Below are 6,369 nucleotides of genomic sequence, written 5' to 3'. Positions count from 1 at the left end.
AGCTGATGAAATCAGCGTAGTAGAGCCCACTCAACCACTGCGTCTTGCTAGACAATCCAAAAATAATTAAGAGGCTAGGACTTTTGTCCCAGCCTCTTTTCCTTATTTGCTAGGGTGAAAGCCTTAGGAGATAGGAGATTCCGCCCTAATTATCATAAGAAAGTGCTTAAAGACACAGGAAAAGCTAGCAATTTCATCTAAAAAGTGATAAAATAAACAATGTAAGTGGGATCAATCCCACAAAAATTTATAGGAGGCCTATGACAAATGGCAATCGTTTCAGCAGAAAAATTTGTCCAAGCAGCTCGTGACAACGGTTATGCAGTTGGTGGATTTAACACAAACAACCTTGAGTGGACTCAAGCTATCTTGCGTGCAGCAGAAGCTAAGAAAGCTCCAGTACTTATCCAAACTTCTATGGGTGCTGCTAAATACATGGGTGGTTACAAAGTATGTAAAGCCCTTATTGAAAACCTTGTAGAATCAATGGGTATCACTGTACCAGTTGCTATTCACCTTGACCATGGTCACTACGACGATGCTCTTGAATGTATCGAAGCTGGTTACACTTCAATCATGTTTGACGGTTCACACCTTCCAGTTGAAGAAAACCTTAAATTGGCGAAAGATGTCGTTGAAAAAGCTCATGCTAAAGGTATCTCAGTAGAAGCTGAAGTTGGTACTATCGGTGGTGAAGAAGACGGTATCATCGGTGACGGTGAATTGGCACCAATCGAAGATGCTAAAGCAATGGTTGCTACAGGAATCGACTTCTTGGCTGCAGGTATCGGTAACATCCACGGTCCTTACCCAGCAAACTGGAAAGGTCTTCACCTTGACCACTTGCAAAAATTGACTGAAGCTGTTCCAGGATTCCCAATCGTATTGCACGGTGGATCAGGTATCCCTGACGATCAAATCCAAGCAGCTATCAAACTTGGTGTTGCAAAAGTTAACGTTAACACTGAATGCCAAATCGCATTTGCAAATGCTACTCGTCAATTCGTACGTGAATACGATGCAAACGAAGCAGAATACGACAAGAAGAAACTCTTCGACCCACGTAAATTCTTGAAACCAGGTTTCGAAGCAATTACAGCAGCTGTTGAAGAACGTATCGACGTATTCGGTTCAGAAGGCAAAGCTTAATAAAAACAGGAAAACAAGGTCCCGTGTGGATCTTGTTTTTTTGTTTGAGAAAAGTTGCTTCCGGGATTTAATTTTTGTACAATATGCCTATGAAAAAATTTAAACAGTTTAGCTGGATCATTTTTGTTGTTCTTATCCTTTTTCTAGGAGGTACATTTGGTTTTCACCAACTTAGTTTGCAAAAAGAAAGTAAGCTTCTCACTCCTATCGGTAAAGAGGTCACGGTCAATGGACATCAAATGAATGTATACATTAAAGGTGAAGGATCTGAAACGATAGTATTTCTTTCAGGTGCAGGTATTGCTTCACCTATATTAGACTTTAAGAATCTAACAGATTCCCTATCCAAAAAATACAAAGTAGTTGTCGTAGAGCGGGCTGGCTATGGTTATAGCGAGGATAGCAATCAATCCAGAGATGTGATGGAAGTTTTGTCTGAGACCCGTCAAGCTTTGTCTCAAGCCGAAGTTTCGGGGCCTTATGTGATTGTTTCTCATTCAATGGCTAGTCTTGAAAGTCTGGCTTGGCAGGAAAAGTATCCTGATGAAGTGAAAGCCTTGGTTGGTCTGGATTGGGCATTACCAGCAAGTTATGAGGATTTAAAGGATAATCAGGCCTTGCTTACTGTGGCTTATTGGAGCAGTAAGATTGGCTTATTACGCTATTTCCCTGAGTCCTTTTATATAAAAAATCCAACTCTGACTGAAACTGAACGACAACAATATAAATTACTAGCATATAAGCAGTTGATGTCACAAGCCATGCTTCATGAATCCCGTTTGGCAAAGGAAAATGCCAAGAAAGTTCCATCTAGCATTAATCCGAAAATTCCAGCCTTACTCCTGATTTCTAACGGTGAAGGCACGACCTTTAGCCAATCAGAGTGGCAACGTTATGCAGAGAGATTTGCAAGCGATCAGCCTAATGTTCAAGTCGTCTATATGGATGCGCCTCACGACCTCTATCATTATCAAAGCGATGCTATTGTTTCTCGCATTAAAGAATTTTTGGAGAATAATTGAGGGCTTAAAAATCCATTGAGACTGATGATAATAATTAAATGCTGAAGGATTAACAGTAGAATCGTTATTTTTCTCGATTAAAAAAATTCTTTTTCTTAACAATAAGCCTGCCCCTAAGGGCAGGTTTTTGGTGTCTTAAGGAAACTATTTAACAGAATTTTTGATTAAAAGTTTCATTTTAAGAGAGAAATCTCTAATTTCATAATCTATAAGCAAACGCTTGCATTCCTTTTTTTATTGGATTATAATAGGTTGGTATAAAGCCTTCTGTAATAATATTGAGTAAGTGTAGAAAGTAAGGATTTAGAATATTTGTAGTCAAAAATACAATGTTACTTCTTACGATAGGGAGATAGATATGGCAATGATAGAAGTGCAACATCTTCGGAAAAATTTTGTGAAGACAGTTAAGGAGCCGGGGTTAAAGGGAGCCTTGCGCTCCTTTATTCATCCTGAAAAGCAGACCTTTGAAGCGGTCAAGGATTTAACTTTTGAAGTTCCAAAAGGGCAGATTTTAGGATTTATCGGGGCAAATGGTGCTGGGAAGTCAACCACCATCAAAATGCTGACAGGAATTTTGAAGCCCACATCTGGCTTTTGTCGGATTAACGGCAAGATTCCCCAGGATAATCGCCAAGATTATGTCAAGGATATTGGAGTCGTTTTCGGACAACGCACCCAGTTATGGTGGGATTTGGCTCTGCAAGAGACCTACACGGTTTTGAAAGAGATCTATGATGTACCGGACTCGATTTTCCATAAGCGCATGGACTTTTTGAATGAAGTTTTGGATTTGAAGGAATTTATCAAGGATCCTGTGCGGACTCTTTCACTAGGTCAACGGATGAGGGCGGATATTGCGGCTTCCTTGCTTCACAATCCCAAAGTTCTCTTTTTAGATGAACCGACTATTGGTTTGGATGTGTCGGTCAAGGACAACATTCGTCGGGCCATTACCCAGATTAATCAGGAGGAAGAGACAACTATTCTCTTGACTACTCATGATTTGAGTGATATTGAGCAACTCTGTGATCGGATTTTTATGATTGATAAGGGGCAAGAGATTTTTGATGGAACGGTTAGCCAGCTCAAGGAGACCTTTGGAAAGATGAAGACTCTCTCCTTTGACCTGACGCCAGGTCAAAATCATCTAGTCTCTCATTATGAGGGCTTGCCTGATATGTCCATTGATAGACAAGGAAATACTCTCAATATTGAATTCGATAGTTCCCGCTACCAGTCGGCCGATATTATCAAGCAAACCTTATCTGATTTTGAGGTCCGTGATTTGAAGATGGTAGATACGGATATTGAAGATATTATCCGTCGCTTCTATCGAAAGGAGCTCTAAGATGGTCAAATTGTGGAGACGTTATAAACCCTTTATCAATGCAGGGATTCAGGAGTTGATTAGCTATCGAGTCAACTTTATTCTTTATCGGATTGGCGATGTCATGGGTGCTTTTGTGGCTTTTTATCTATGGAAGGCTGTCTTTGATTCCTCCCAGGAGCCTTTGATTCAGGGCTTCAGTATGGCGGATATCACCCTCTACATCATCATGAGTTTTGTGACTAATCTTCTGACTAGGTCGGATTCTTCCTTTATGATTGGTGATGAGGTCAAGGATGGTTCCATTATCATGCGCTTGTTGCGACCAGTGCATTTTGCGGCTTCTTACCTCTTTACGGAGCTTGGTTCCAAGTGGTTGATTTTTATCTCTGTTGGACTGCCATTTTTAAGTGTCATTGTTTTGATGAAAATCTTATCTGGGCAAGGGATTGTAGAAGTGCTGGGACTAACTACCCTTTATCTTTTTAGCTTAACGCTGGCCTATCTGATTAACTTTTTCTTTAATATCTGCTTTGGATTTTCAGCCTTTGTATTTAAAAATCTTTGGGGTTCCAACCTACTTAAGACTTCCATAGTGGCCTTTATGTCTGGGAGTTTGATTCCCTTGGCTTTCTTTCCAAAGGTCATTTCAGATATTCTGTCCTTCTTACCTTTCTCATCCTTAATTTACACTCCGGTCATGATTATTGTTGGGAAATACGATGCTAGTCAGATTCTTCAAGCACTTTTGCTTCAGCTTTTCTGGCTTATAGTGATGGTGGGCTTGTCTCAGTTGATTTGGAAACGAGTCCAGTCATTTATCACCATTCAGGGAGGTTAGTATGAAAAAATATCAACGCATGCATCTGATTTTTATCAGACAGTACATCAAGCAAATCATGGAATACAAGGTAGATTTTGTGGTTGGTGTGTTGGGAGTCTTTCTGACTCAAGGCCTGAACCTCTTGTTTCTCAATGTCATCTTTCAACACATTCCCTCCCTAGAAGGTTGGACTTTTCAAGAAATTGCCTTTATCTATGGATTTTCCTTAATTCCAAAGGGACTAGATCATCTCTTTTTTGACAATCTCTGGGCTTTAGGTCAACGACTAGTTCGAAAAGGGGAGTTTGACAAGTATCTGACTCGTCCTATCAATCCTCTCTTTCACATCCTCGTTGAGACCTTTCAGATTGATGCCTTGGGTGAACTTTTGGTCGGTGGAATTTTACTAGCGACAACGGCGACTAGCATTGCTTGGACTCTTCCAAAATTCCTGATTTTTCTAGTTTGTATTCCTTTTGCGACCTTGATTTATACTTCCTTGAAAATTGCTACAGCCAGCATCGCTTTTTGGACCAAGCAGTCAGGTGCCATGATTTACATTTTCTATATGTTTAATGATTTTGCCAAGTATCCTATTTCTATTTACAATTCGCTCCTTCGTTGGTTAATTAGCTTTATTGTACCTTTCGCCTTTACGGCCTACTATCCTGCCAGCTATTTCTTGCAGGACAAGGATGGACTCTTTAATATTGGTGGTTTGATTCTGATTTCCCTTGTTTTCTTTGTTATTTCCCTCAAACTTTGGGACAGGGGATTGGATGCCTACGAAAGTGCTGGTTCGTAAGAGGTAAAGTAAGACTAAAATCAAGAAAGGAACTTATGATGTTTGTAATTAAAGAAGTCAAGGGTGAAGATCAAAAAATGGCAGTTGTCGCTGAGATTTTAAGGGATTTGCCAGAATGGTTTGGAATACCAGAAAGCACGCAAGCCTACATTGAAGGAGCTAAGGATTTACGAGTTTGGGCTGCTTATCAAGAAAGTGATGTAGTAGGGTTTATAAGTTTATCATATTCGAGTGAAGATTGTGCTGAAATTGACTGTCTAGGCGTGAAAAAATCATTCCAAGGTCAAGGAATTGGAAGGGAATTAGTTACGACTATAGAAAGAGAAGCAGTCAAACAAGTGGCCTACCTACAGGTCAAAACAGTCGCAGAAGGTTCAAATAAAGATTATGACCGAACAAATGTCTTTTATCGCAGTCTTGGTTTTAAAAAATTAGAGATTTTTCCGCAACTATGGGATCCACAGAATCCATGTCAGATTCTGATTAAAAAGATCAACTAAAAGTGCTTGACATCCGCTATCAGAGTGCTATACTAAGAAGGTAATCGCCGATTTAGCTCAGTTGGTAGAGCAACGCACTCGTAACGCGTAGGTCACAGGTTCGATCCCTGCAATCGGCATAGAAAAAACTGCTTTGAAGGAGCGAGACGATGAATAATGGTGATCACATATTCGTTCGGTCTCGCTCCTTTTTTTGACCGCATAGGCGCCATTTTTGACCACTTAGTCAAAAGTCCTTGTTGCCTTAGGGGCTCTCTGCTATCATAGAATCATCAAAGGAAGAAATACTTCCGAATAATCAAAATGAGGTATATGATGAAAAAACTACTTGGACTTGGATTTATTTTGGCTGCTCTTGCGGTTGTCACAATGGGAATGGTTGGTTTTCCAAAGATCGATGTGAATATCTGGCCTTTATTCCCCGTTCTCTTATTTGCCTTCTTCACTCTTGAAAATCTGATGAAACAGGACTACAAGGCAAGTGTCATCTGTGCTTTAATTGCTCTGATGATTGCAAACGCGATCTACGATCTTTTGCCAATTTCAAATGGCCTAGTCATCACAGCGGGTGTCCTTGCTTGCGTGGGTCTTAGTTTTCTTTTACCAGATAAGGAAAGCAACAAATAAAGAAAGAGAGTGGGACAGAAATCGGTCATTTGTTAGAATTCGATTTCGTCGCCCCACCTCCGCACAGTTGAGTAGGGCTGTAAAAGCTGATGAAATCAGCGTAGTAGAGCCCA

General features: G+C 40.3%; 7 protein-coding genes and 1 tRNA gene. All 8 read left to right on the top strand.

From position 1 onward, the window contains the following. Positions 1-267 precede the first annotated feature (267 nt). The 8 genes from ADI76_RS00770 (at position 268) to ADI76_RS00735 (ending at position 6,256) form a co-directional block, all read left to right on the top strand. A complete protein-coding gene (locus ADI76_RS00770; RefSeq protein ID WP_003004573.1) occupies positions 268-1,149 on the top strand; it encodes a class II fructose-bisphosphate aldolase in 882 nt (293 codons plus the stop codon). A gap of 83 nt (positions 1,150-1,232) precedes the next feature. Then, positions 1,233-2,171, top strand: coding sequence for an alpha/beta fold hydrolase (locus tag ADI76_RS00765; protein ID WP_049514005.1), 939 nt, complete (start codon positions 1,233-1,235; stop codon positions 2,169-2,171). 358 nt (positions 2,172-2,529) lie between these two features. Then, on the top strand, positions 2,530-3,522 hold the full coding sequence (locus ADI76_RS00760; RefSeq protein WP_049514002.1) for an ABC transporter ATP-binding protein: 993 nt from the start codon (positions 2,530-2,532) through the stop codon (positions 3,520-3,522). Between the two features lies 1 nt (position 3,523). Further along, positions 3,524-4,342, top strand: a complete 819-nt coding sequence (locus ADI76_RS00755; protein WP_003017344.1) for an ABC transporter permease — start codon at positions 3,524-3,526, stop codon at positions 4,340-4,342. A gap of 1 nt (position 4,343) precedes the next feature. Beyond that, a complete protein-coding gene (locus tag ADI76_RS00750; protein WP_003017328.1) occupies positions 4,344-5,129 on the top strand; it encodes an ABC transporter permease in 786 nt (261 codons plus the stop codon). A 38-nt stretch (positions 5,130-5,167) separates the two neighbouring features. Continuing rightward, positions 5,168-5,629 carry a GNAT family N-acetyltransferase gene (locus tag ADI76_RS00745; RefSeq protein ID WP_049513999.1) on the top strand — a complete coding sequence of 154 codons (462 nt, stop codon included), beginning with the start codon at positions 5,168-5,170 and terminating at the stop codon, positions 5,627-5,629. A gap of 46 nt (positions 5,630-5,675) precedes the next feature. Next, positions 5,676-5,748 (top strand) — tRNA-Thr (locus tag ADI76_RS00740). A gap of 196 nt (positions 5,749-5,944) precedes the next feature. Next, on the top strand, positions 5,945-6,256 hold the full coding sequence (locus ADI76_RS00735) for a LiaF transmembrane domain-containing protein (RefSeq protein WP_049514008.1): 312 nt from the start codon (positions 5,945-5,947) through the stop codon (positions 6,254-6,256). Positions 6,257-6,369 lie beyond the last annotated feature (113 nt).

The sequence above is a fragment of the Streptococcus parasanguinis genome (assembly GCF_001074805.1).
In the GTDB taxonomy this organism is placed as follows: Bacteria; Bacillota; Bacilli; order Lactobacillales; family Streptococcaceae; genus Streptococcus; species Streptococcus parasanguinis_A.
The sequence above is the reverse complement of the archived record's forward strand: the minus strand, read 5'-3'. Positions and strand labels throughout refer to the sequence as shown.

Bases quoted from the DNA above. Each gene is read 5' to 3' on its own strand.
- ADI76_RS00760 (WP_049514002.1), top strand. From the start codon at position 2,530: ATGGCAATGATAGAAGTGCAACATCTTCGGAAAAATTTTGTGAAGACA.
- ADI76_RS00755 (WP_003017344.1), top strand. From the start codon at position 3,524: ATGGTCAAATTGTGGAGACGTTATAAACCCTTTATCAATGCAGGGATT.
- ADI76_RS00745 (WP_049513999.1), top strand. From the start codon at position 5,168: ATGTTTGTAATTAAAGAAGTCAAGGGTGAAGATCAAAAAATGGCAGTT.
- ADI76_RS00735 (WP_049514008.1), top strand. From the start codon at position 5,945: ATGAAAAAACTACTTGGACTTGGATTTATTTTGGCTGCTCTTGCGGTT.
- ADI76_RS00765 (WP_049514005.1), top strand. From the start codon at position 1,233: ATGCCTATGAAAAAATTTAAACAGTTTAGCTGGATCATTTTTGTTGTT.
- ADI76_RS00750 (WP_003017328.1), top strand. From the start codon at position 4,344: ATGAAAAAATATCAACGCATGCATCTGATTTTTATCAGACAGTACATC.
- ADI76_RS00770 (WP_003004573.1), top strand. From the start codon at position 268: ATGGCAATCGTTTCAGCAGAAAAATTTGTCCAAGCAGCTCGTGACAAC.